Below are 25032 nucleotides of genomic sequence, written 5' to 3'. Positions count from 1 at the left end.
GCCTGAAAATCGGAAACCACCCGCTCGACCACGCCATACTTCACATCGTCCGCGCAATGCGGCGACATCGTCGGCGTACCGAAGGTCAGCGGCAGCGCGCGGTAGAGGTCGGCCATCGAGCTGCCCGGGTTGCGATCCAGCATCTGGCAGATGGCGATGGCGGTGACCAACCCGTCGTCATAGCCGCGCCCGATCGGCGGGTTGAAGAAGAAATGGCCGGACTTCTCGAAACCGGCGACGGCGCCGAGCTCGGCGACGCGGCGCTTGATGTAGGAGTGGCCGGTCTTCCAATAGTCGGTGACGGCGCCATTGGCACGCAGCACGCTGTCGGTGTTGAACAGCCCGGTCGACTTGACGTCGACGACGAAGGTCGAGCCCGGAAGCTGGCTGGAGATGTCGCGTGCGAGCATGACGCCGACCTTGTCGGCGAAGATCTCGTTGCCCTCATTGTCGACGACACCGCAGCGGTCGCCGTCGCCATCGAAACCAAGGCCGACATCGGCCCCGGTCTCCAGCACCTTGTCCCTGATGGCATGCAGCATCTGCATGTCCTCGGGGTTGGGGTTGTAGCGGGGAAAGGTGTGGTCGAGTTCGACATCGAGCGGGACCACTTCGCAGCCGATGCGCTCCAGTGCCTCCGGCGCAAAGGCGCCAGCGGTGCCGTTGCCGCAGGCGGCGACCACCTTCAGCTTTCGCGCGATGCGCTTGTCCCGGGTCAGATCGTCGAGATAGGTCGCGCGAAAATCGCGGACGAAATCATAGGAGCCACCACCGGCAAGGTCGAAATCGCCTGACAGCACGATCGCCTTCAGCGCGCTCATCTCCTCGGGGCCGAAGGTCAGCGGCCGCGCCGCGCCCATCTTGACACCGGTCCAGCCATTCTCGTTGTGCGAGGCCGTGACCATGGCGACCGAAGGCGTGTCGAGGGCGAACTGGGCGAAGTAGGCCATCGGCGACAAAGCCAGGCCGACATCCCTCACCCGCGCGCCGGCGGCCATCAGCCCGCAGACCAGCGCCAGCTTGATCGAAAGCGAATAGGAGCGGAAATCATGCCCGGTGACGATATCGGGCCCGGCGCCGAGACGGCGAATCAGCGTGCCGAGCCCCATGCCGAGCGCCTGGACGCCGATCAGGTTGAGCTCCGGCGGCTGCGTCGAGCCCGGATGGCCGAACCACCAGCGCGCATCGTATTCGCGAAAGCCGGACGCCTTGATCAGCGCCGAGGTTTCGAATTCGAAGCTGTTGGGTCGGGCCTCGCCAACGATCCTGGGGGTCAAGACTGGAAAACTCCGAGCAACTGGAACACGGCTTGTAGAGGCCGTGGCTAGCACACAAGCCTTTAAGCCGTGTTTATCCCTAAGGGATATCCGGGCGTTCGCAACATTGCGTGACGAAAGGGGACGAAAATGCGACCGAAGTGCTGCCATTGCCGCTTGCAGGATCGGAGTGCGGCGGCTATAAGCCCGCGGTCTGGTCACGGAGTGTAGCGCAGCCTGGTAGCGCACCTCGTTCGGGACGAGGGGGTCGCAGGTTCAAATCCTGCCACTCCGACCAGAAAAAACAGATACTTAGGTATCCGTTTCTCCCGACAGCCTACGGATTTCCGCACAGTTTAGCATCTCCGTCTGGCCGCGATGAAGGGATAGTCGTTCGATGTCTTTCCTTCTCGCCGCCTTGCTTCTCACTGGCTGGCCCGTCTCACTGGCTGGCCCGTCGTTCTCGCGATAACGACACCATCGTGCTGGACGGTGCTCACATTCGGATCGCCAACACCGGCGAGCCGGAGTTCCATCAAATTATTGCCACGTCTGCTCATTCCTCCCAAAAATCCTGCAGTGATGCATGACGGAGGCGTTCCTCGCCGCACAAGTGTTTTACGCGGCCGATCAGTCCCGGCCTGATCCATGGTCACCATCATCCAAACTTCTAGGCCGATACTGCAGAGGCGATAGTCTCCAAGTCGCGCTCCAGCAAAATGTGGTCCGCATGCCGAAGGCACAGAGGACGAACACCCCGGCGGCTCCCCAGAAACCCCACAGTTAAATCAGAAGCAATGGTGAACAAACGCCGCCGACCGTAATGGGAAAGCCCAGAAATCCAGGCATTTGCTGGGCAGATACCATCGTTCGGGACGAGGGGGCCGCAGGTTCAAATCTGCCACTCGGGCCAGTCAGATCAAGCATTTAGCCTTTCGCGAAAATGCCGCTTGCCTGAAACCATGACGAAGAAGTTCGACGACGAGAGAAGACAATGGGTTAGCGGTACGATAGTTCCGCTAACCCACAAAAACAAATGCGCCTCTGGGTCGCTAGGGGTGGTGCCGAGCCGACCATGGCGCCGAGCAGCTCGGCGCTTAGCTCGTAGCCAACCGCAGTCGAGCGGCTTTGCACACGCAGCGTTACGTTCTTTGTTTCGCGAGATTCGCGGGCCAATCAGCCCAAGCCCGGATCGGGAGCGCATTGCGCCGGTGAACGCTAGCTTAGATTTTCGTTCCATGGCGGACCGGCCACGACGCCGGCTGCGGAGGAAGACCGGGATAACGTTCGTCCGCAATGACACTCTGGAAGATCTGTAACCTTCGTGCTACATACTTACAGTATTCGTAGTGCGAAGGTCTCATATGCCCACTCCCCATAATCCTCCAGCCGCGGTCAGGCGCACCCTGCGCAAGCTGGGGGCGGATATCCACGACGCCCGGCGACGGCGGCGGCTCCCAATGGCAGTGGTGGCCGAGCGCGCCTTCACCTCGCGCTCGACCTTGCAACGCGTCGAGGCCGGCGACACGAATGTCAGCATCGGCATCTATGCCGGCGTTCTGCAGGCCCTTGGCCTGCTCGATGGTCTGGGCCAGGTCGCCGACATCGCAAACGATAGTGTAGGCCAGGCGCTGGCTACCGCCGAACTGCCCAAGCACGTCCACCTCAAACGGCCGCCCAAGACGCCTCGCAATGGCTGACTTCGAGGTCCATATCGAGCTCGGTGGACGCACGCGCCCTGTTGGACTGGCGCGAAGCAATCGTGTCCGCGGCACCGAGACTATCCTCTTCGAGTATGACGCCGCATGGCTCGGGGATCCGGACCGGTTCTCCCTGGAACCGGCTCTGGCATTAACCCGCGGTGCCTTTGCGCCTCCTGCCGGACTGGCGACTTTCGGCTCCATCGGCGACTCCGCGCCCGACACCTGGGGGCGACGCCTCATGCAGCGTTCCGAGCGGCGTCTCGCCGAACGTGAGAAACGTGCTGTTCGTACCCTTGCCGAGAGCGACTACCTTCTCGGCGTCGCCGACCAGACAAGGCTTGGCGCGCTGCGCTTCCGCCTGGTCGGCACGGAGGTCTTTCAGGCGCCAATCCGTGACGGCATCCCTGCCCTCATCGAACTCGGCCGACTACTGCAAATCACCGAGCGAATTTTGCGCGACGAGGAGACGGACGAAGATCTGCAAATGATCTTCGCACCCGGCTCATCCCTTGGTGGCGCACGACCTAAGGCGTCAGTCATCGACCAACATGGTCACCTGGCCATCGCCAAGTTTCCCAAAGAATCGGACGATTACAGCATTGAAACCTGGGAAGAGATTGCGTTGCGCCTTGCCGGCGAAGCCGGCATCGCCACGCCGCGGCACGAACTCATCGAAGTTGCCGGTAAGCCCGTGATGCTATCGAGACGCTTCGATCGCGATGGCGTGGTCCGCTTCCCGTTTCTGTCCGCCATGGCGATGATGGGCGCCAGGGACGGCGAGCGCGGCAGCTATCCGGAGATGGTCGATGCGCTCGCGCAGCAAGGCGCGCAGGGAAAGACCGACGCTCATGCTCTCTACCGCCGTGTCGTCTTCAACGTGTTGATTTCCAATGTCGATGATCATCTACGCAACCATGGTTTCCTCTGGCTGGGAAAGGCAGGATGGTCGCTCTCGCCCGCTTACGATCTCAATCCTGTGCCGACCGATCTCAAGCCAAGGGTTCTGACGACCAACATCGATCTGGACGAAGGCACGTGTTCGCTTGACTTGCTGGAGGCCGCCGCCGGGTTTTTTGCGCTGACGCTCGCGCAGGCGCGCCCCATCATCAAGGAAGTCGCCACGGTGACTTCGGCTTGGCGCGATGTTGCCAGAGCCGTGGGCGCCCGATCGGCGGAGATCAACCGCATGGCGAGCGCCTTCGAGCACAACGATGTCCAGAGGGCTTTAGCGCTCTAAGGGTCGTTGGCCGGCTGGCCCCATATTCTGGCGAGCCCGACGAGACGCAGGACAGCCCGTCTTGGATTGGATTCGAAACACGCGCCCCTTATTGAACTGAGACCGTTTCTCCCGCGAAGGGGCTTCCAACAGGCAGGACCGATATCCACTGGGTTTGCGCAGCTCGCGTCGCCCTAAGTGACGCCTTGCCCCAGCCTAACTGGAAAATGACCGTCGCCTGGTTCTTCGAACAGCTGGGCCGTCATCGAAAATGGTGCGCGTACAGCGCGCGCCATCTCTACCAAAGTCACTTCACTGGACTTCCTGGCGCACGAACTCGATCTGGTTGGTCTGTTGGCGAGTACATCGGCGCCCAAGCTGGTGCATCGCACTACGCCAGTGAGTGTATGCTGGAATACCCACCATAATATCGATCTTCGCCGACACTCTGCGGCGCTTGGCTCCGACTGGTCACATTCCGGCAGGCGACGGAGATAGCCGTTGTCCCGCTTACCTGAGGCCGAAAAAGCTCAATATCGCTATCACGATGACCACCGCTCCAACGAGCCAGATGATATTGTTCATGATCAGTCTCCTGTTGCGTGGGGAAACCCGCACCTCTCGCGGAGATGCGGGTCGATCAGCCTTTGCCAGCTGATCTTCAGCAGACACCAAACCGTGGTGTCGGGTGTGAGATAAAACTATCAGGTCCATCTAACGTTCCACCCCATTGGCAAGATCGCCAAATTACCTTGGTGAATGCATTATTTTACCAAGTATATTGCCAAGACGAATGTTTCCTTCGGCCGCATAGGGGGCAGATCGTCGTGCTGCCCGATGTGAGCATGACCGATGCATCGGGCCACATCGTTCTTTCCAAATACCATCAGCGAGAGGCAGCCCCTCCTCAGCCCTAGGCGATGCGATCGCTCCTCCTTTGCCTTGCCGCAAGTGTCCGGGCCGACTCTCGGAAGACCGGAACCAAAATGACCGGCGGCAGTTTATCCAATGAAGGGCTAATCAAGGAAATGGAGAACCTGAAATGAAAACAATGATCATGTGCGCACTGGCGCTTTCCATGGCGTTACCGGCCGTAGCTTCGGCAACCCAGTCTGATGTTGTCATCAGGACGCACCATCGACACCACGGCAATATCAAGATCATCAACGAGGACGGCCAGCGCCTGCATCACCGCCGCCACGGTACTGTTGCGTTCTACGACCATGGCCGCCGGCATCATCGTCCGGATACCGTCATTGTCACAGGCTCGGTCCACCGTCACCATCACCCCGTGGTGATCGAGAACAACGATTACTGATCACCGATCCGGCCTAGCCCGGCTCTTCGATCGGGGTCGGGTCCATCCGGTCATCCTTTAGTTGACGAAGGCTTGAGCGCACCCGCTCAGCCGATGGGCCTTTTGACTTCTGGCCAGACCTGAGATTTCGGTTGACGATCTGGGAACGCCCAGTTGGATCGAGCTGATCCGCTCTTCTTGCGACATCTCACGATCCTGGCTGGCCGGGGTGTAACTTGAGGCGCAGGAAGGGACGTACTGCGCCGATGAGCATTGTTCTGAGTGGTCAGCCAAGGTTTACTCCAATCGAAGGTGATGGCGACCGCGAAGATCGGGGAGGCAACCAGCGCGCTTGGCCAACACTTGCTCAATGACTTCCGGAAACCGCGGCTGGTCCGAGCAGTGCTTATGTTCCGACCGTTGCGTTTCGCGATCAGACTTAGGTCCCGCGCTTTGCCCGACTGAAGCCCGGCCCCGGGAACGATTGCGCTTGCCCCAAGTTCGGTTGATTGGGCGCGAAGACACAATCAAATGAAATGGATGAGCATGACCATGTCGAACCGTGAGACTCCAAGATCCCATGCCTTGGGAATGCGCGTGGCTGACCTCAAGGCCAGGATGCAGGAAGCCCGGATTACAGAGGGTGAAATGAAGACCTTCCAGAAAGTCGCTGCCATCATGGAGAGCGGCCAGGGCCGAATTGATGGCGACGACCTGATCGCCGTATCTTTCGTTGCCGACACGCTGCTGGAGAAGAAAACGCCCTGAGCGACCACGCGAACAATAGAGCGTTCCTGCATTCAGAAACCCGTGTTCGGCCGCCATGGTCTCCACTCAGCGTGGGTTCCATCACATCCGCAAACTTTGACGAAAATGGCCGTCGGCTCTAGGTAGTTCGATGGCTATGATGCAGCCATTGAAACTGGCGATGCCGGAATGCGGACATGACTCTGACTTCAACGACAGCCTCACGCCCGGTTCTGATAGTTGCGCTGCTTCTCGTTGCGGGCTGCTCATCGATCGGAAAAACCGTCGATCCAGCGAAATATGAAAGCATGAGCTGCACCGAGCTCAACAGCGCGCTGGGAAGCATCGCCCGCGACATCTCGCAAACCGCAATCACTCGCGGCAAGGTCGCAAACACCAGCGTTCCAAACTGGCTGCTGGGTGGGTCTCGCGTGAAGACTGCCGTAGCAAATCGTGAAACGGCCAGGATCGACAAGCTCAAGCGGCAGCAAGACGCCATTGTCAGCGTGCGCGCACGAAAGTGCGCGAAGTCAACGGACTGAGGCGCTGCCTGGGTGCCTGGCGGCGTTCAGGCACTCAGCCGAAACCGCGTCACATCGATCGCCGCGGCCATCAGCGTCTGCGTGTAAACGTGCTGCGGATTGCTGAAGATAGCCTCGGTCGGCCCCTCCTCGACGATCTTGCCCTGCTTCATGACGATGATGTAGTCGGCCATGGCGCGCACCACCGAAAGATCGTGGCTGATAAACAGGTAGGACAGTTCGTGGTCAGTCTGCAGTTTGCGCAGCAATTCGACGATCTGTTTCTGTACCGAGCGGTCAAGCGCCGAGGTCGGCTCGTCCAGCACCACCAGCTTGGGCTTCAGGATCATGGCCCGCGCGATGGCGATGCGTTGCCGTTGCCCGCCCGAAAATTCATGCGGGTAGCGGTTGCGTGCGTTGGGATCGAGGCCGACTTCGCGCAATGCCTCGACCGCGCGTTGATCGCGCTGCTTGCCCGAAAGGTTCGGCTCGTGCACCAGAAGCCCTTCCGTGACGACCTGGCCGACGGTCATACGCGGTGACAGCGAGCCGAACGGATCCTGGAAGACGAGTTGCATCTCGCGCCGCAGCGGCCGCATCGCCTGTCGGTCGGCAGTCGAAATGTCGCGATCGCCGAAACGGATGAGGCCGTCGCTCGGCAACAGCCGCAGCAGGGCGCGGCCGAGCGTCGATTTGCCCGAGCCGGATTCACCGACAATGCCGATGGTCTGGTTGCGTTGCAGCCGGATCGAGATGTGGTCAACAGCACGCAGCATCAGCGGCTCGCCGGCGAGAAAACCGCCGCCGATCCTGAAGGTTACTTCGACATTCCTGCCTTCGAGCAGCACGGGCGCGTTGGCGGGCGGTGCCGCCTTGCGGCCAGTCGGCTCGGCCGCCAGCAGCATCTTGGTGTAGGCATGTTGGGGGTTGACGAAGATGGCTTCCGCCTCACCCTCCTCGACAACCTCGCCCTGACGCATGACATAGACCCGGTCGGCGAAGCGGCGAACAATGCCGAGATCGTGCGTGATGAAGACGATTGCCATGCCGAGCTTGCGCTGCAATTCGGCCAGAAGCATCAGGATCTGCGCCTGGATGGTCACGTCGAGCGCCGTTGTCGGCTCGTCCGCGATCAATATGTCGGGGTCGTTGGCGAGCGCCATGGCGATCATGACGCGCTGCCGCTGGCCGCCGGACATCTCGTGCGGATAGGATTTCATCCGCCGCTCGGGATCCGGAATATGCACAAGCCGCAGCAGCTTTAGCGCCTCCTCATGCGCCTCGGCCGCACCCAGCCCGCGGTGCCGGCGGATCGGTTCGATCAGCTGGTTGCCGATCGAATAGAGCGGGTCGAGCGAGGTCATCGGCTCCTGGAAGATCATGCTGATCTTGGCGCCGCGTACCTTGTTCAGCTCGGATTTGCTCAATGTCAGAAGGTTGCGGCCGCGGTAGTCGACACTGCCGGTGGCTTCGCCATTCGAGGCCAGAAGGCTCATCGCCGCCATCATCGTCTGGCTCTTGCCGGACCCGGATTCGCCGACCACGGCCACTGTCTCGCCCGCGTTGATGTGGATGTTGATGCCCTTCACCGCCTCAACCGCGCCATCGAGCGTGCGGAAGCGGACGCGCAGGTCCCTGACGCTGAGGATCGTTTCAGAAGCAGCCATGTCAGCGATCCCCATCTTTATCGATCTCTCGGGTCAAGCGCGTCGCGCAGGCCGTCGCCGATAAAGTTCAGGGCGAACAGCGTCGAGACGAGGAAGAAGGCGGGAAACAGGAGCAGCCAGTTGGCGGTGCCGATGTTCTTGGCGCCGACCGAAATCAGCACGCCCCAGCTGGTCATCGGTTCCTGCACGCCGAGGCCAAGGAACGACAGGAAGCTTTCCAGGATGATGACCTGCGGCACCAGCAGCGTCATGTAGATCACCACCGGGCCGAGCAGGTTGGGGATGACATGGCGGATCAGGATGCCACGCTGGCCGACGCCCATCGCCTCCGCCGCCTGGACATATTCCTGGCGGCGGATCGACAGCGCCTGGCCGCGCACGATACGCGCCATATCGAGCCACAGCACGGCTCCGACGGCCAGGAACATCAGCACGAAGTTGCGACCGAAGAACACCACCAGCATGATGACGAAGAAGATAAAGGGCAGCGAATAGAGTACGTCGACGATGCGCATCATCACCTCGTCGACCTTGCCGCCGGCAAAGCCGGCCGCGGCGCCATAGAGCACGCCGATCACCACCGCCACGACGCCGGCAAGCAGGCCGATGGCCAGCGATATGCGCCCAGCCATCAGTGTGCGCGAGAGGAGATCGCGGCCGGTGTTGTCGGTGCCGAACAGGAAGTACTGCTGCTTGATCGACGCACTCATCGTCACTTCGAGGCCGTCCGGCGACTTGCTCTCGATCTTGGTGTCGTCAAAGGCATCGGAGCGGTCGAGATAACGGATATTGCGGTCGTCGATCGGCTTGGTCGACTTGACGGTGACGAAGACCTGATTGCCTTCCTGATGCCACTCCTTGATGTCGACCCGCATGCGCTTGATCGCCTCGGTAAGCGCCGTCTCGATCATGTCGGGCTTCGGATAGGCCGAAAGGCTCGGCGGCATGCGCACATAGTCGGCATAGATGGTCGTATACTGATGCGGCACGAACCAGGGCCCGAACACGCTGACGACACCGATCAGCGCAAGGTAATAGAGGCTGAACATGGCGGCGCGATTGGCCTTGAGGCGCGCCCAGGCGTCGCCCCACAGGGAGCGGCCAACGACGGCGGGAGCTGTGGCTGCGATGTCAGTCATAGCGCACCCTCGGGTCGACGACCGCGTACATGACGTCGACGATCAGGTTGAAGACGATGGTGAAGATGGCGATCACCACCACCGTTCCCATCACCAGCGTGTAGTCGCGGTTGAGCGCGGCATCGACGAAATAACGGCCGACGCCTGGAATGGAGAAGATCGTCTCGACGATGACCGAGCCAGTCAGCAGTGCCGCGGCTGCCGGGCCCGTGAAAGAGACGATCGGCAGGATCGCGCCGCGCAGCGCGTGCTTGACCACCACCGACCAGTCGGAGAGGCCGAGCGCGCGGGCCGTGCGGATATGATGGGAGCGCAGCGATTCGATCATCGAGCCGCGCATCAGGCGGGCGACGATGGCGATCTGCGGCAAGGCAAGCGTCAGCACCGGGCCGACCTTGTTGATGAAAGCGCCATCACCCCAGCCGCCGATCGGCAGCAGCTTCCAGGTTAGCCCGAACAGCAGCTGGATCACCGGCGCGATGACGAAAGTGGGGATGGTGCTGCCGGCGGTCGCCAGTGCAATCACCGTATAGTCGCCGACCTTGTTCTGGTTGAGCGCGGCAATGGTGCCAAGCACGCTGCCGAGCAGCAGCGCCAGGATCAGCGCCGATGCACCGAGCTGGACCGAAATGGGCAGGCCCTTGGCAAACAGTTCGGTGACGGTGAAATCCGGCATGTTGTAGCTCGGGCCGAAATTGCCGCGCAGCAGGTTGCCGAGATAGTGGACAAATTGCAGCCAGAGCGGATCGTTGAGGCCGAACTGGGCTTCGAGATTGGCCCTGATCTCGGGGCTCAGCCCTCGCTCCTGGTTGAATGGCCCTCCTGGCGCGACGCGCATCAGGAAGAACGCCATGGTCACGATGACGAACAGCGTCGGAATGGCGGTCAGAAGCCGCCGGAATACATATCGCAGCATAGGTGCCCCGCTTGATCCAGAGCAACGCGTCCAGTTGGACACGTACGCTCCAGCCTTCAATCTTCGCACCGAACGTTCCGAAAATCGATTCCGCTTCCCGGGCCGATGCGATGGCAAACCAGCACCGCCGCGCACTCGGTGCGCGGCGGCTTGGCCAGGGATCAGTCCTTGCTGACGAAGCGGGACGGATGCACGTCCATCACGTTGTCGACGAAGCCGTGCAGCTTCGAGGAAACGATATCGTGGTAGCTGTAGTAGAGAAGCGGGATCTGGCCGACATCGTCGACGAGGATGCGCTCGGCCTCGGAGAGTTCCTTCATGCGCTCTTCGGGCTTGCCGCCGGCGGCGGCGGCCTTGTCCATGGCCGCCTCATATTGCGGGCTGTTGTAGTTCGAATAGTTGTTGCCGCTCGCCTTGCGCGAGATGCCGAGGAAGGTCTCCGGATCCTTGTAGTCGGCAATCCAGGCGGCACGCGCCACGTCATAGTCGCCCTTCTGTTCAAGGAAGGAGTAGTGGGTCTTGGTGTCGGTGTTGAGCAGCGTGACGTCGACGCCAAGCGGCTTCAACTGTTCCTGGATGGCGACCGCGGTGTTCTTGTGGTTTTCCGAGGTGTTGTAGCGGATCTCCATCTTCAGCGGGTGCTCTGGCGTGTAGCCGAGTTTCTCGAGGATCTTCTTGGCTGCGTCCTCGCGGTCGATCTGCGGCGTGTCGGCATACTTGGCCATCGCCGGCGTGTAGCCCTCGATGCCGGGAGGCACCATCGAATAGCCGGGCAGCATCGAGTTCTGCCAGACCTTTTCGGCGATGAAATCGCGGTCGATCGCCATCGAGATGGCGTTGCGCAGTTCAGGGTTGTTCCACGGCGCCTTGTCGGTCTTGATCGCATAATAGTAGGTGCCGAGGTATGGTCCGACGTGAATCTGATCGCCAAACTTGGTCTTGAGGTCGGCGAGCTGCTCTGTCGGGAGATCGTCGTAGCTGTCGAGTTCGCCGGCCTCGAAGCGCTTCATCGCCGATGAGCGGTCTTCGGTCGGGATGTAGTTGACAACGTCGAACTTGACGCTCGCGGCGTCCCAGAATTTCGGATTCTTGACCAGCTTCATGTGGTCGTTGGGGACCCATTCGGCCAGCGTATAGGCACCGTTCGAAACCAGATTGCCCGGCTTGATCCAATCGGCGCCGAGCTTTTCGATGGAGGCCTTGCTGACCGGATAGGTCGCCTGGTGGGTCAGCATCTCCAGGAAGTAAGGCGTTGGCGCCTTGAGCGTCACCTCCAGAGTGGTGGCGTCGATCGCCTTGACACCCATATCCTCCGGCTTACCCTTCTTGGTGTTGACTTCCTCGGCGTTCTTCACGGGATAGAGCATGGACGCGTATTCGGCGCCGGTCGCCGGATCTTCCAGCCTATGGAAAGCGTAGACGAAGTCTTCGGCCGTCACCGGGCTGCCATCCGACCAGACGCCGTCCTTGCGCAGCTTGAACGTATAGACGGTGCCGTCATCGGAAACCGTCCAGCTTTCCGCGGCGCCCGGAATGAGGTTTGCCTTCGCATCCTGCATGACCAGTCCCTGGAACAGGTCACGCAAGACATTGGCTTCATACACCGTCGAGGTCTTGTGCGGATCGACCGATTCCGATTCGGCGGCAGTGCCCCTGTTATAGACGCTCTCGGCGAAAGCCGGCGTGTAAAACGCGCCGGCGGCCGCAGCCATGGTTGTGGCGAACACCGTCGCCTTCAGCATGTTTTTCAGCATGAAGTTCTCCCTGTCGGCGCTGCCGTCGGCGCGCCTTCACGTGTTGACGCCCCGGCGCCGATATCTGGCCCCTTTGAGCGCGCCGCTGGTTCCCTTCCTGCGGCTGATGGCAGGAGACTAGACAGGAGGTAAGCTGTTGTCAACCGAGTACTGGTTGACCTTAAGTCAATATTCAGAATCCAAAGTAGCAACAGCTAAATTAGCCCAGCTTTTCAATCGAACGCACCCGCAGGTTGCACCTAGAGTTTTCGCTTTTTGCATTCGAACTTTGGCATGCTCAGCACATGGTTCAGAACCTCATTCTCAAGATCCAAAGGCGCCAATTCCGGACAGACATGTCGGGAACTTCCGCGGTCGAATTCGCACTGCTCTCGCCGCTCTTTATTCTGCTCCTGCTCGGAATGGTTGCGTACGGCATCTATTTCGGTGCGGCAAACTCGATCCAGCAGATCGCGGCCGACGCTGCCCGGACGGCCATTGCCGGCATGAATCAGACAGAGCGACAGACGCTGGTAGCCAGCTTCGTCACCAACAACGCCGGCGGATATCCCTTCGTGGATGCCAGCAAGCTGACCTATCAGGCCAATGACAGCACGGCCGACGGAAGCCAATTCGTGGTTTCCATCCAGTACGATGCCCGAAACCTGCCGATCTGGAACCTCTTCCCAGGCCTGGCCATGCCCGGGACCACGATCTCGCGCCAGTCAACGATAAGGGTCGGGGGCATCTGAATGCTGCTGCGTGAACGCAAGGGGATTGTCCGGCTTGCACGGTTGATGCTCGGCGACAAGAAAGCGAATTTTGCCGTCATGACGGCATTGAGCGCGCCGGTGGCGCTGGCGCTGGCCGCGGTAGCCATCGACGAAGCCTCGATCTATACCGAGCGCCGGGAAGCTCAGGCGATGGTCGACCTGGCGGCGATCACCGCTGCCTCGAACATTACCAACATCCAGGCCGCCGTCGTCACGACGCTCACGGACAACGGCATGCCAGGCGTCGTCGTTCAAGGTTCGGGGCAGACCATTCCCGCGGCTGTCGGGAAAACCGTGGTGACGGTCACGCCCGGGCGATACGCCACATCAACCGTCAATGTGAGCCAGCGTTTCCAAGCCGGCGTGACGCCTTACAACGCGGTGCATGTCACTCTGAAGAAAATTCCTGCCCGCTATTTCGCGAGTTCGTTGATCCCCACGCCCGTCATCGGCACCGAGGCCACCGCGAGCATGACACCGCAGGCGACATTCTCGGTCGGGTCAAGACTTCTCAGCGTCAATGGCGGCATCCTCAACGCGCTTCTCAGCGGACTTCTCGGCGGTAACATCTCGCTGAGCGTCATGGACTACAACGGGTTGATCTCGGCCGATGTCAGTGTCCTGTCCTTTGTAGATGCCCTTGCCACCCAATTGAACGTGACCGGCGGTACCTATTCGGATGTTCTGGCATCGAAGGCGACCGTCGGCCAGATCGCCACCGCCATGGCCAACGTGCCTGGACTTGGCAATACGGCCAAGGTCGCCCTGCAGACGATCGCGTCCAAGTCGACCAGTACGGTCAAGATCCCGCTCAGCAGCCTTGTCGATCTCGGCTCGGTCGGCAGTCTGGGCCTCGGGCAAAGGCCAGCCGGCCTTGGGGTCGACGCAAGCGCCATGGGAATGCTGACCGCCGCCGCCGTGCTGGCCAACGGCACCAACCAGGCTCAGGTCGATCTTGGCGCCACCATCCCGGGGCTCCTTTCCACCAAACTCACCATCGCTATCGGCGAACCTGCACAATTCTCGCCATGGCTGTCGGTCGGCGAGATCGGCACCGTCGTGCGCACCGCCCAGACGCGCATCAAGCTGTTGGCCTCCGTCGGTGTCGGTACGCCCGGTCTCGGCGGCGGCATCAGCCTGCTGGCCGTCAATCTGCCGCTCAATGTGGAAGTCGCCTATGCCGAAGCGAAACTGACCGACATCACGTGTCCGACGGGGCCCTCCAGCATCAAGGTTTCGATCGCCGCGCACCCAGGCATTGCCTCGCTGCATCTGGCCAACAGCAACACCTCGGGCTTCGGCGACTTCAGCCAGCCGCAGTCATTCACCGACGCCGAGATCGCGGATGTGAGCCTCAAGCTGCTGCTGATCAACATTCCGCTGATACAGGTGATGGGTTCGGCCGCGACCGCGATCACCAACAACAGCCCGACGACGCTGACCTTCAACGCGACCGACATCGCCAACAAGACGGTCAAGACCGTTTCGACGCGAAACATCTCGCAATCGCTCACCACGTCGCTGGTCAACAACCTGTCGCTTTCGGTCAACGCGCTTGGTCTCGGGATCGATCTGACCGCCCTGCTCGGAACGGTCAAGCCGGCAGTTGTGGCCCTGCTGAACGGTGTGACGGCGCCGGTCGACGACCTGCTCTACAATGTGCTTTCAGCGCTGGGCGTCGGAGTCGGACAGGCCGATGTGCGCGTCACCGGCGCGACCTGCGGACGCTCGGTGCTCGTCCAGTAAAGACGGCCGAGACGCCAGATCAGTCAAGTCGGCCAAGAAAGCAACCGAGCGCGGGCAACGAAAGCTCGGTCGCGTCGACGACAGCGGCATCGCCGCCAAGCCTTGCGAGCGACCCGATATCCCGCGGCAGCGGCCAATTGGCCGGCACCCCGGCGAAATTGAAGACGCAAAGCAGTCTTTCACCACCACCTTCGCGGATGAAGGCGAGCACGTCACCCTCGGCTTCGAGAAAGCGGATCGAGCCTGTTATCAATGCCTCATGCTCTCGGCGCAAAGCCAGCGCGGCCCGATAAAACGTGAGCACCGAGGTGATGTCGGTATTCTGGACGTCGACCGCGCGGGCGCGATGGCTGGCCGGTACAGGCAGCCATGGCTTGCCGGTAGAGAACCCCGCATTGTCGGCGCCGGCCTCCCAGACCATCGGCGTGCGGCAACCATCCCTGCCCTTGACGCCTGGCCAGAAGCGGATGCCGACGGGATCGCGCAAGTCCTCGAAAGCGAGTTCGGCCTCCTCCAGGCCGAGTTCCTCGCCCTCGTAGAGGCAGATCGATCCGCGCAGGCAGCACAGCAGCATGATCGAGAATCTTGCGACCACGTCGGGGTCGCCGTCTGGCCGTGTCCAACGGGTGACATGGCGCACCACGTCGTGATTGGAGAATGCCCAGCAGACCCAGCCATCGGAAACGGCCGCCTCGAAGGCTTCGACGCAGCCACGCACATGCGCCGCAGAGAACTGCGGGCCAAGCAGATCGAAGGTGTAGCACATATGGAGCTTGTCGCCGCCGGACGTGTAGGCGGCAAGCGTCTGCAATGAGCGGCCTTCATCGCCGATCTCACCAACGGCGGCGCGGTCCTCGTACTCATCGAGCAGCGCCCTGAAGCGACGAAGGAACGCCAGGTTCTCCGGCTGCGTCTTGTCGAACAGATGCTCCTGGTAGAGGTAGGTGTTGGTCTCGTTGTTGGTGCCGGCGACGCTCGACGCCAGGGGCGGATTGCTGCGCAGCCAGAGGTCGTGGACATAGTAGTTGACCGTATCGAGCCGGAAGCCGTCGACGCCGCGCTGCAGCCAGAAGCGCACCGTTTCCAGAAGCGCGTCCTGAACCTCCGGATTGTGTAAATTCAAATCCGGCTGAGAGGCGAGAAAATTGTGCATGTAATATTGCCGGCGGGTCGAGTCCCACTCCCAGGCCGGGCCACCGAAGACGGAAAGCCAGTTGTTGGGGGCGCCGCCATCCGGCTTCGTATCGGCCCAGACATACCAGTCGGCCTTGGGATTGTCGCGGCTGGCGCGGCTTTCGACAAACCAGTCGTGCTTGTCGGATGAATGCGACAGCACCTGGTCGATGATGATCTTCAGCCCGAGGCGGTGCGCCTCGGCGATCATCGCGTCGAAGTCCTCCAATGTGCCGAACATTGGATCGACATCGCAGTAATCCGACACGTCGTAGCCCATGTCGGCCATCGGTGATTTGAAGAAGGGCGACAGCCAGATGGCGTCGACGCCAAGCGAGGCGACATGAGCCAGCCTCGATGTGACGCCGCGCAGATCGCCACTGCCGTCGCCGGTCGTATCCTGGAAGGAGCGCGGATAGATCTGGTAGATGACGCAGCCACGCCACCATTCGGACCTGTCACCTGCCGCCATTGCGTTTCTCCCTCGACCCAACCTGTACGGCCGCTCGTTCGATCATGAAGATCACTGTCCGCCCCGATACCGGCCGCGAGATGTCAACCGCCTCGCCTGTTTCGAGGGCTGGTGCCCAGAAAAACCCTTCGCGCCCGGGCAGCGTGAACATGCAGGCCCGGCGATCGCCGTTGATGACCACCGCGAGGCGGCGCGCGTCATCGGCGGTGCCACCCAGGATCATGACCAGACGATGCCTCTGCGGGTCCTGCCAGCTCTGTTCGTCGAGCGGCGCGCCTGTCTCGGTCAGCCATGCGACGTCTGGCGTCCCTGAACCTGCCGGCGGCTGGCCGTTGAGGAAGCGAGTGTCGGAAAGCGCGGGCACCGCGCGGCGCAACGCCGCGAGCCGCGACGTGTAGCGCTCCAGCGCCAGGTCGCGCCCGACCCAGTCGAGCCAGGTGATCTCATTGTCCTGCGCATAGGCGTTGTTGTTGCCGTGCTGGGTGCGGCCGAATTCGTCACCGGCGGTCAGCATGATGGTGCCGCGCGAGGCAAACAGCGTGGCAAGCAACGAGTGGTGATCGTTCAGGCGGGCCGCCGATACGGCAGGGTCGTCCGTGCCGCCCTCCACGCCATTGTTCCATGACAGGTTCTCATTGTGACCATCGCGGTTCTGCTCGCCATTGGCCTCGTTGTGCTTGCGCTCGTAACGCACGGTGTCGGCCAGCGTCATGCCGTCATGGGCGGCAATGAAATTGACGCTGCGGCTGGTGTGTTGGCCTGCCTTGGCAAACACATCGGACGACCCGGCAAGCCGTGTCGCCAATGCGCCGACCATGCCGGCGTCACCGCGCCAGAAGCGCCTGACATCGTCGCGGTACTTGTCGTTCCATTCGAGGAAGGGCGGCGGGAAATTGCCGAGCTGGTAGCCATCCGGACCAATGTCCCAGGGCTCGGCGATCAGCACGCGGTCGGCCAGCAGCGCGTCCTGCCGCATCGCTTTCAACAGCGGCGCCTCGGCCTCGAATGTTCCCTCGACCCGCCCCAGAATGGGTGCCAGGTCGAAGCGGAAGCCATCGACGCCGGCATCACGAACAAAATGGCGAAGAGCGTCGATGATCATTTCCTGAACGACAGGGTGGTCGCAAGCGATCGTGTTGCCGGTGCCGGTGTCGTTGGCCAGCCTGCCGTCTGATGTGTGCCGGTAATAGGCCTGATTGTCGAAGCCGCGCAGCGACAGCGTCGGGCCAAGCCTGTCGCTCTCGCCGGTGTGGTTGAAGACGAGATCGAGGATGACGCCGATGCCGGCTTCACGCAGCACGGCGACCGTGTTTTGCAATTCCGTGATGCCGCCCGGCGCAAGACGTGGATCGAGCGCCATGAAGGTGACGGGATTGTAGCCCCAGGCGTTGCGCAGCCCGAGCGGCGGTAGATGCCGCTCGTCGATCGACGCCGTCACCGGCATCAGTTCGACGGCGCCTGCGCCGAGTTTTTTCAGGTGTTCGATAACCGCCGGATGAGCGAGGGCAGCGACCGTCCCGCGCAGCTTTTCCGGGACGTCGGGGTGACGCATGGTGAAGGCGCGCACCGGCACTTCGTAGATCAGGCCGCCGGCCCGGAAGAGCGGCGGCGACGCCTGCACGGGTTTCGGCAAGGCCTCGGCAATCGCCTTCGGCATCAGCGGGGCGGTATCGCCCCCCTCCCCCCGGCGGTGGGCCAGCCGCCAATCATGGGCGTAAGGCCTGTCGATCTCGATGGCGTAGGGATCGGTCAGCAATTTGTCGGGGTCGAACCACAGTCCACGCTCCGGCGCATAGTCGCCATCGGCGCGAAATCCGTAGCGGGTGCCGGGGCCAAGGCCCGCAACGAACAGCGCATGGACGCCCTCGCCTTCCGGCTGCAGCTCAAGCCGTTCGATTTCCCGACTGCCCTGCGCGTCGAAGATCGAGACCCATAGCCGCCTTGCCGCTCGCGACCACGCGGCGAAGCGAATGCCACCGTCCGAAACAAGTCCGCCAAATCGCGGCCGCTGATCGGCCGCAGTTCTCGGTGGCATCAGGTGATGACGCTCGGCTTGGCGCGGCCGGTATGGCTGCGAATCCCGGCAATATCATCGGCCGCGGCAATCAGATCGGCAAGTGCGGCCTGCGTGTCGAGATCATGCCTCGACTTGTCCGGCTCGTAGCGCTCGATATAGACGCGCAGCGTCGCGCCCGACGTGCCGGTGCCGGAGAGCCGGAAGACGACGCGCGAACCGCCTTCGAACAGAACCCTGATGCCCTGATGCTCGCTGGTCGAACCGTCGACCGGATCGTGATAGGCGAAGTCGTCGGCGCTGGCGATTGTCATGCCGCGCACACTGGTGCCCGGCAACGAGCCGAGCTTGGCGCGCAGTTCGTCGACCAGCGCGTTGGCGCGGTCGCTCTCGACCTCCTCGTAGTCGTGGCGCGAATAGTAATTGCGCCCGTAAGTCGCCCAGTGCTCGGTGACGATCTGCTTGCAGCTTTCGCCGCGCGCGGCAAGGATGTTGAGCCACAAAAGCACCGCCCACAGGCCGTCCTTTTCGCGGACATGGTTGGAGCCGGTGCCGGCACTCTCCTCGCCGCAGATCGTCGCCATACCGGCATCGAGCAGGTTGCCGAAGAACTTCCAGCCGGTCGGCGTTTCATAGATGCCGATGCCGAGCTTGTGGGCGACGCGGTCGGCGGCGCCGCTGGTCGGCATCGAGCGGGCGATGCCCTTCAGGCCGTCCTTGTAGCCGGGCGCCAGGCGAGCGTTGGCGGCAAGCATGGCGACCGAATCCGACGGGGTGACGAAAATGCCCTTGCCGATGATCAGGTTGCGGTCGCCGTCGCCATCGGAAGCGGCGCCGAAATCCGGCGCGTCCGGTCCCATCATCTCGTCATAGAGATGCTTGGCATGGACGAGGTTCGGATCCGGGTGATGGCCGCCGAAATCCGGCAACGGCTTGAAATTGCGGCAGGTGCCGTCGGGCGCGCCAAGCCGGTTTTCGAGGATTTCCTTGCCATAGGGACCGGTCACCGCGTGCATGGCATCGAAACGCATACGGAAGCCCGATTTGAACAGCTTGCGCAGTGCCTCGAAGTCGAACAGGCTTTCCATCAGCTCGGCGTAGTCGGCGACCGGATCGATGATCTCGACCGTCATGCCAGCGGCCTTGACCGTGCCGATGGTGTCGATGTCGACGGGTTCTATATCGGCGGTCTTGAAGCTCGAAATCGTCTTGGTTTTTTCGAACATCGCGTCGGTCAGCTTTTCCGGCGCCGGGCCGCCATTGCCGGCATTGTACTTGATGCCGAAATCTTCATGCGGGCCGCCCGGATTGTGGCTGGCCGACAGGATGATGCCGCCGAAGGTCTTGTATTTGCGAATGACATGCGAGGCGGCCGGCGTTGACAATATGCCGCCCTGCCCGACCATCACCTTGCCGAAGCCGTTTGCGGCGGCCATGGCGATCGCCTTCTGGATGACCTCGCGGTTGTAGAAGCGGCCATCGCCGCCGATCACCAGTGTCTTGCCCTTGAAACCGTCCAGCGCGTCGAAGATCGACTGGATGAAGTTCTCGGCATAGTGCTCCTGCTGGAACACCGGCACCTTCTTGCGCAGGCCCGAAGTACCGGGCTTCTGGTCGGAGTAAGGCTTGGTGGGGACGGTCCGTATCATGCTTCAGGCAACCCTTTTCAAAAGCAGCGAGCGATAGAGTTCAACGTATTTTTCCGCGCTCTTGTCCCACGACACATCGGCCTTCATGCCTTGGCGTTGCAACGATTCCCAGACCGTCGGACTGGCATATGCGTCGACGAGGCGGCGCATGGCGTGCAGCAAGGCGCCGCCATTGTTAGGCGCGAACTGGAAGCCGGTCGCGACGCCGGCCGAGACGGCAGCCTCGTTGGCGTCGATGATGGTATCCGCCAGGCCGCCGGTACGGGCAACCACAGGCACGCAGCCATAGCGCAGGCCGTAAAGCTGCGTCAGCCCACAGGGCTCGAAGCGCGAGGGAATGACGATGGCGTCGCAGCCGCCTTGCATGATGTGCGAAAGTGCCTCGTCATACCCGACGACGACCCCGATGCGGCCACGGTGTCTAGCGGCGGCGGCAAGCAGCGCGCCTTCGAGCCCAGCATCGCCCGAACCCAGGATGGCCAGGCGCGCGCCGGTCGCAACGATGCCATCGATCACCAGCGCCAGTATGTCCATGCCCTTTTGCCAGGTCAGGCGGCTGACGACGCAGACGATCGGGCTGTCGTCGCGATCGAGGCTGAAACGGTCCTCGACGGCGGCCCTGTTTGGCGCGCGCGCCTTCAGCGTCCTGCCCGTGTAGTTCGACACCAGATGCTTGTCGGTTTCCGGGTTCCAGATGCCGGTATCGATGCCGTTGACGATGCCATAGAGATCGCTGGAGCGCATGTTGATGAGGCCGTCGAGCCCCATGCCGAATTCCGGCAAGCGGATTTCCTGCGCGTAGGTCGGGCTGACCGTGGTGATCGCCCAGGCGGCCTGCAGGCCGGCCTTGAGGAACCCGACGCCACCGTAATATTCGACGCCGTCGAGCGCCATTGCAACCGCCGGCAAGCCAAGCTCGCCAAAGATGCTGGCGCCGAACTGGCCCTGGAAGGCGAGGTTGTGGACGGTCATCATTGACGGGACGCCGATCGCCTTGCCGTAGCGCATATAGGCCAGGGTCATCGCCGACTGCCAGTCATGGGCATGGACGATGTCGGGCTGATAGCCCGAGATGGCGCCACCGGCGATGTCACCGCCCACCTGGCTCAGCGCCGCGAAGCGCCGCCAGTTGTCGGGCCAGTCACCACCGGCGGCATCGCCATAGGGACCACCGGGGCGGTCGAACAGATGCGGCGCGTCGAGCACGAACAGGTCAAGCCCGGCAAGTTGGACGGCATGAACGGAAGCCTTGCCGCCCTGCAGCAAGGGGTATTGCAGGACCGCCCGCTTTTTCTTGAAGGCGGCCATCACGGTAGGAAAGCCCGGGATGAGCGTGCGCATGGTCACGCCCTTGGCTGCCAGCGCGACAGGCAACGCGCCGGTCACGTCGGCAAGCCCACCGGTCTTGATCAGCGGGAAAATCTCGGGCGTGACCGACAGAACCTGCATGCGCCTACAATCCGATCCTGTCTGTCCTAAAGCCCCAGCTTGTCGATCATGTCCTGGGTAACCAGGCAGATGCCTTTCTCGGAGACCCGAAAACGCTTGGCGTCGAGAGCGGGATCTTCGCCCACCACCAGCCCTTCCGGTATCCTAACACCATGGTCGATGACCACGCGCTTCAACTTTGCGTTCCGGCCGACATGAACGTCGGGCAGCATGACGACTTCTTCCAGCGTCGAATAGGAATTGATGCGCGCGCCGGTAAAGATCAGGCTCCTCTTCAGCGAGGCGCCCGAGACGATGCAGTCGCCCGAGACAAGCGAAGAGACGGCCGAGCCGCGGCGGCCATCCTCGTCATGCACGAACTTCGCCGGTGGCTTCAATTCGGCATAGGTCCAGATCGGCCAGTCGCGGTCATAGAGGTCGAGTTCCGGCGTGATGTCGGTCAGGTCGATATTGGCTTCCCAATAGGCATCGACCGTTCCGACATCGCGCCAATAGGCCTCGTTCTCGGCCGTCGAGCGGACGCAGGATTTGGCGAAGCGGTGCGCGATCGCCTTACCGTGCTGGACGATATAGGGAATGATGTCCTTGCCGAAGTCGCGGCTCGAGCCCGGCTCGGCCGCATCGCGGCGCAGCTGCTCCATCAGGAACTTGGTCTTGAACACATAGATGCCCATCGAGGCCAGGGCGAATTCCGGTTTGTCGGGGATGCCGGGCGGATCGGCGGGCTTTTCCACGAAGGCGATGATGTTGTCCTTGCCATCGACATGCATGACGCCGAAGCCGGTGGCTTCCATGCGCGGCACTTCGAGGCAGCCTACGGTGACGTCGGCATTGGCGTCGACATGCTGGCGAAGCATCATCTCGTAGTCCATCTTGTAGATGTGGTCGCCGGCGAGAATGACCATGTATTCCGGCCCATAGGCCTCGATGATGTCGATGTTCTGATAAACGGCGTCGGCCGTGCCCTCGTACCATTGCGTCTCCGAAACGCGCTGGCTGGCCGGCAGGATGTCGAAGCTCTCGTTTCGCTCGGGCCGCAGGAAGTTCCAGCCACGCTGCAGATGGCGGATCAGCGAATGCGCCTTGTACTGGGTGGCGACGCCAAGGCGCCGGATGCCGGAGTTGAGCGCATTGGAGAGCGCGAAATCGATAATGCGCGTCTTGCCGCCGAAATAGACGGCTGGCTTGGCGCGCCGGTCTGTCAGTTCCTTGAGGCGGCTGCCGCGGCCGCCGGCCAGTACATAGGCCATGGCATCGCGCGCCAGCGGCTGGGTCCGTTTCAAGTCTGCCATTTCTACCCTCCCAAGTTACTCAGTCTCGGCAACGAGCTCGAGCATGATCGTCGACAGCGGTGGCAAAAGCATCGTCGCAGAGATGCTTCCTCCCTCCGCCCGTGCCTCGACCATGCCGCCATTGCCCTTGCCGGAGCCGCCATATTCCGAAGCGTCGGTGTTGATGATTTCGCGCCATTTCCCGGCCGTCGGCAACGGCACGCGATAATTGTCGCGCGGCACCGGCGTGAAGTTGGAAATGACGGCCACCGGGCTGCCGCCCGGTGCGCTGCGCAGCCAGGCAAAAACCGAATTCTGGCTGTCATCGACGATCAGCCAGGAAAACCCTTCCGGTTCGCAATCGCGGCCATGCAGCGCCGGGCGCGAACGGTAGAGATAGTTGAGATCGCGCACCGTCTGCCAGACGCCGCGATGCGGTCGGAAATCAAGCAGGTTCCAGTCGAGCGCGCGTGCCTCGCTCCATTCGCGGCGCTGCGCGAACTCCTGCCCCATGAACAGCAACTTCTTGCCGGGGTAACCCCACATGAAACCGTAGTAGGCGCGCAAGGTCGCGAATTTCTGCCAGTCGTCGCCGGCCATCTTGCCAAGCAGCGTGCCTTTGCCGTGCACGACCTCGTCATGCGAGAGCGGCAGCACGAAATTTTCCGAGAAGGCGTAGGTCAGACCGAAGGTGAGATCGTTGTGGTGATGCTTGCGGAAGATCGGCTCCTTGGAGAAATACTCCAGCGTGTCGTGCATGAAGCCCATGTTCCACTTGAATCCGAAGCCCAGCCCGCCCTCATGTACAGGTGCCGAGACCTTCGGCCAAGAGGTCGATTCCTCGGCGATGGTCATGACGCCCGGATGGTGGCCGTAGACCTCCTTGTTCATCTTCTGCAGGAAGCTGACCGCCTCGAGGTTTTCGCGGCCGCCCTTTTCGTTGGGGATCCATTCGCCGGCCTTGCGCGAATAGTCGAGGTAGAGCATCGAGGCGACCGCATCGACGCGCAAACCGTCGACATGGTATTTCTCGGCCCAGAACAGCGCGTTGTTGACCAGGAACGCCACCACCTCGCGCCGGCCGAAATTGTAGATCGCAGTGTTCCAGTCGGGATGAAACCCCTTGCGCGGATCGGCATGCTCATAGAGCGCGGTGCCGTCGAAATGGACCAGGCCGTGCTCGTCGACCGGGAAATGCGCCGGCACCCAGTCGAGAATGACGCCGATGCCGGCGCGGTGAGCGCCGTCGACGAAGCGGGCAAAGCCATCCGGATCGCCGAAGCGAGCCGACGGTGCGTAGAGGCCGGTGGTCTGGTAGCCCCAGGACGGATCATAGGGATGTTCGGAGATTGGCATGAACTCGATGTGGGTGAAACCGGTCTCGACCGCATAAGGGATCAATCGGTCGGCCAGTTCGTCCCACGACAGGAAGGTGCCGTCGTCGCGAAGCTGCCAGGAGCCGGCATGGACCTCGTAGATCGAGATGGCTTCGCGGCGGGGATCGGCGTTGCGCCAGTAACTGCGATGCGCCTCGTCGCCCCATGGGTGCGACGGCGGCACCGCCGTCACCGATGCCGTGGCCGGCCGCAGTTCGGACTTGAAGGCGAACGGATCGGCCTTCAGCGGCAACCTGACGCCGTCGGGGCCGATGATCTCGTATTTGTAGGGCCGACCGGCGCCTATATCGGGAATGAACACCTCCCAGATGCCGGTATCGCGGCGGTCGCGCATCGAGTGCCGGCGGCCGTCCCATTCGTTGAAGTCGCCGACCACCGAGACGCGCCTTGCATTGGGTGCCCACACGGCGAAATGCACCCCCGAAGCGCCTTCGTGCTCGATGACATGCGCACCGAGCTTGTCGAACAGCCTCAGATGCGAGCCCTCGGCGATGTAGTAGTCGTCCATCGGCCCGAGCACCGGACCGAACGAATAGGGATCCGTCAGCCACCAGTCGCCGCCGGCGTTCCTGGCATGATAGCGCAGCGGCTGACGCTTGCGGATCGACAGCTTGCCTTCGAAGAAACCACGGTCGTCGCGTCTGGAAAGTTCACCTGCGATGGTGCCGGTCAGCGTATAGGCGGTGACGAACTCCGCATGCGGAACGAAGCAGCGGGCAAACAGGCTCTTACCGACCTCATGGACGCCAAGGACCGCGAAGGGATCGCCGTGCGTCCCGGCAACAATCGCCGCGACATCGCCGGCTGGCGCCAGTCCGTCCGGCCCGCTTGTCGCAGCGGTCGCGCGCGGCTTCTTCATCAGGCAGTGTCCCTCCCCGGGCACCAATCTTGTT

Annotated in this window: 18 protein-coding genes and 1 tRNA gene; 8 read left to right on the top strand and 11 right to left on the bottom strand. The window is 62.1% G+C overall.

Going from position 1 to position 25032, the window contains the following annotated elements:
* Positions 1 to 1277, bottom strand: a 1277-nt coding sequence (locus BLS48_RS30885; protein ID WP_091585946.1) for a phosphomannomutase/phosphoglucomutase, incomplete at its 3' end; no start/stop codon positions are given.
* Between the two features lie 200 nt (positions 1278 to 1477).
* On the opposite strand from BLS48_RS30885, the gene BLS48_RS30880 reads away from it, so the two are divergent.
* The 6 genes from BLS48_RS30880 (at position 1478) to BLS48_RS30855 (ending at position 6761) form a co-directional block, all read left to right on the top strand.
* A tRNA-Pro gene (locus BLS48_RS30880) sits at positions 1478 to 1554 on the top strand.
* A gap of 1066 nt (positions 1555 to 2620) precedes the next feature.
* Complete coding sequence (locus tag BLS48_RS30875; protein WP_091585944.1) at positions 2621 to 2956, top strand: helix-turn-helix domain-containing protein; 336 nt, start codon at positions 2621 to 2623, stop codon at positions 2954 to 2956.
* The gene (locus BLS48_RS30870) at positions 2949 to 4196 is read left to right on the top strand and encodes a type II toxin-antitoxin system HipA family toxin (RefSeq protein WP_091585942.1); all 1248 of its coding nucleotides are present in this window, start codon (positions 2949 to 2951) and stop codon (positions 4194 to 4196) included. Before BLS48_RS30875 ends, BLS48_RS30870 begins: the two co-directional genes overlap by 8 nt.
* A gap of 1021 nt (positions 4197 to 5217) precedes the next feature.
* Positions 5218 to 5493 carry a hypothetical protein gene (locus tag BLS48_RS30865; RefSeq protein ID WP_091585940.1) on the top strand — a complete coding sequence of 92 codons (276 nt, stop codon included), beginning with the start codon at positions 5218 to 5220 and terminating at the stop codon, positions 5491 to 5493.
* Between the two features lie 531 nt (positions 5494 to 6024).
* Positions 6025 to 6240, top strand: a complete 216-nt coding sequence (locus BLS48_RS30860) for a hypothetical protein (RefSeq protein WP_091585960.1) — start codon at positions 6025 to 6027, stop codon at positions 6238 to 6240.
* Positions 6241 to 6416: 176 nt separating this feature from the next.
* Positions 6417 to 6761 (top strand): hypothetical protein, encoded by a 345-nt coding sequence (locus tag BLS48_RS30855; RefSeq protein ID WP_091585939.1) that lies wholly within the window; start codon positions 6417 to 6419, stop codon positions 6759 to 6761.
* Between the two features lie 26 nt (positions 6762 to 6787).
* Here the strand turns inward: BLS48_RS30855 and BLS48_RS30850 are convergent, their stop codons facing one another.
* From BLS48_RS30850 to BLS48_RS30835, 4 genes are all read right to left on the bottom strand, one after another.
* Positions 6788 to 8407 (bottom strand): ABC transporter ATP-binding protein, encoded by a 1620-nt coding sequence (locus BLS48_RS30850; protein WP_091585958.1) that lies wholly within the window; start codon positions 8405 to 8407, stop codon positions 6788 to 6790.
* 17 nt (positions 8408 to 8424) lie between these two features.
* Entirely contained in the window at positions 8425 to 9546 is a 1122-nt protein-coding gene (locus BLS48_RS30845; RefSeq protein WP_091585937.1) for an ABC transporter permease, read from the bottom strand.
* On the bottom strand, positions 9539 to 10462 hold the full coding sequence (locus tag BLS48_RS30840; protein ID WP_091585935.1) for an ABC transporter permease subunit: 924 nt from the start codon (positions 10460 to 10462) through the stop codon (positions 9539 to 9541). Before BLS48_RS30840 ends, BLS48_RS30845 begins: the two co-directional genes overlap by 8 nt.
* 161 nt (positions 10463 to 10623) lie before the next feature.
* A complete protein-coding gene (locus BLS48_RS30835) occupies positions 10624 to 12216 on the bottom strand; it encodes a peptide ABC transporter substrate-binding protein (protein ID WP_091585933.1) in 1593 nt (530 codons plus the stop codon).
* Positions 12217 to 12500: 284 nt separating this feature from the next.
* On the opposite strand from BLS48_RS30835, the gene BLS48_RS30830 reads away from it, so the two are divergent.
* Together BLS48_RS30830 and BLS48_RS30825 are read left to right on the top strand one after the other, a co-directional pair.
* Complete coding sequence (locus tag BLS48_RS30830) at positions 12501 to 12947, top strand: TadE/TadG family type IV pilus assembly protein (protein WP_091585931.1); 447 nt, start codon at positions 12501 to 12503, stop codon at positions 12945 to 12947.
* Entirely contained in the window at positions 12948 to 14714 is a 1767-nt protein-coding gene (locus BLS48_RS30825; RefSeq protein ID WP_091585929.1) for a Tad domain-containing protein, read from the top strand. It abuts the gene before it with no gap.
* A gap of 19 nt (positions 14715 to 14733) precedes the next feature.
* Here BLS48_RS30825 and bglA read toward each other — a convergent pair whose 3' ends face one another.
* The 6 genes from bglA to glgB are packed head-to-tail and all read right to left on the bottom strand — an operon-like array spanning position 14734 to position 24998.
* Positions 14734 to 16359: a beta-galactosidase BglA gene (gene bglA, locus BLS48_RS30820; RefSeq protein WP_091585927.1), complete on the bottom strand. Its 1626-nt coding sequence runs from the start codon at positions 16357 to 16359 to the stop codon at positions 14734 to 14736.
* Positions 16346 to 18394 (bottom strand): glycogen debranching protein GlgX, encoded by a 2049-nt coding sequence (gene glgX / locus BLS48_RS30815; protein ID WP_091585925.1) that lies wholly within the window; start codon positions 18392 to 18394, stop codon positions 16346 to 16348. Before glgX ends, bglA begins: the two co-directional genes overlap by 14 nt.
* Positions 18394 to 20022 carry an alpha-D-glucose phosphate-specific phosphoglucomutase gene (locus BLS48_RS30810; protein WP_091585923.1) on the bottom strand — a complete coding sequence of 543 codons (1629 nt, stop codon included), beginning with the start codon at positions 20020 to 20022 and terminating at the stop codon, positions 18394 to 18396. Before BLS48_RS30810 ends, glgX begins: the two co-directional genes overlap by 1 nt.
* A gap of 3 nt (positions 20023 to 20025) precedes the next feature.
* Positions 20026 to 21471: a glycogen synthase GlgA gene (gene glgA, locus BLS48_RS30805; RefSeq protein WP_091585921.1), complete on the bottom strand. Its 1446-nt coding sequence runs from the start codon at positions 21469 to 21471 to the stop codon at positions 20026 to 20028.
* Between the two features lie 26 nt (positions 21472 to 21497).
* On the bottom strand, positions 21498 to 22763 hold the full coding sequence (glgC, locus tag BLS48_RS30800) for a glucose-1-phosphate adenylyltransferase (RefSeq protein ID WP_091585919.1): 1266 nt from the start codon (positions 22761 to 22763) through the stop codon (positions 21498 to 21500).
* A 15-nt stretch (positions 22764 to 22778) separates the two neighbouring features.
* Positions 22779 to 24998: a 1,4-alpha-glucan branching protein GlgB gene (gene glgB / locus BLS48_RS30795; protein WP_091585917.1), complete on the bottom strand. Its 2220-nt coding sequence runs from the start codon at positions 24996 to 24998 to the stop codon at positions 22779 to 22781.
* Positions 24999 to 25032: the final 34 nt, after the last annotated feature.

The sequence above is a fragment of the Mesorhizobium qingshengii genome (assembly GCF_900103325.1).
Lineage (GTDB): Bacteria > Pseudomonadota > Alphaproteobacteria > Rhizobiales > Rhizobiaceae > Mesorhizobium > Mesorhizobium qingshengii.
This window is presented reverse-complemented; position numbering and strand designations above follow the sequence as displayed.